The following is a 253-nucleotide window of genomic DNA, read 5'->3' on the forward strand; positions in this document are numbered from 1 at the left end:
GTCTGAAATCAGCGAAGATAACTGCGGCAGCAGGCAATAAGGTTACTTTGGAGCGTGAGGTGCCGTTGCAGGCTGGCGATACGTGGGTTTTATCCGGCAAAGTCAAGCCGCGCCTCTACCGTGCCATCGGCATCAAAGAGAATACGGATGCGGGTACTTATACCGTTACCGCGTTGCTGCATGACCCGAAAAAATATGCTGCCGTGGATAGTTTTGCGCATTTTGACCATGAAATTACCACGCTGCACAACAC

General features: G+C 51.4%; 1 protein-coding gene. It reads left to right on the forward strand.

What is annotated here, in order from left to right:
- Positions 1-253 (forward strand): hypothetical protein (locus ACI43T_RS12175; RefSeq protein WP_405387387.1); only part of this gene is annotated, 253 nt, incomplete at both ends.

This window comes from Neisseria oralis, assembly GCF_045062685.1.
Lineage (GTDB): Bacteria > Pseudomonadota > Gammaproteobacteria > Burkholderiales > Neisseriaceae > Neisseria > Neisseria oralis.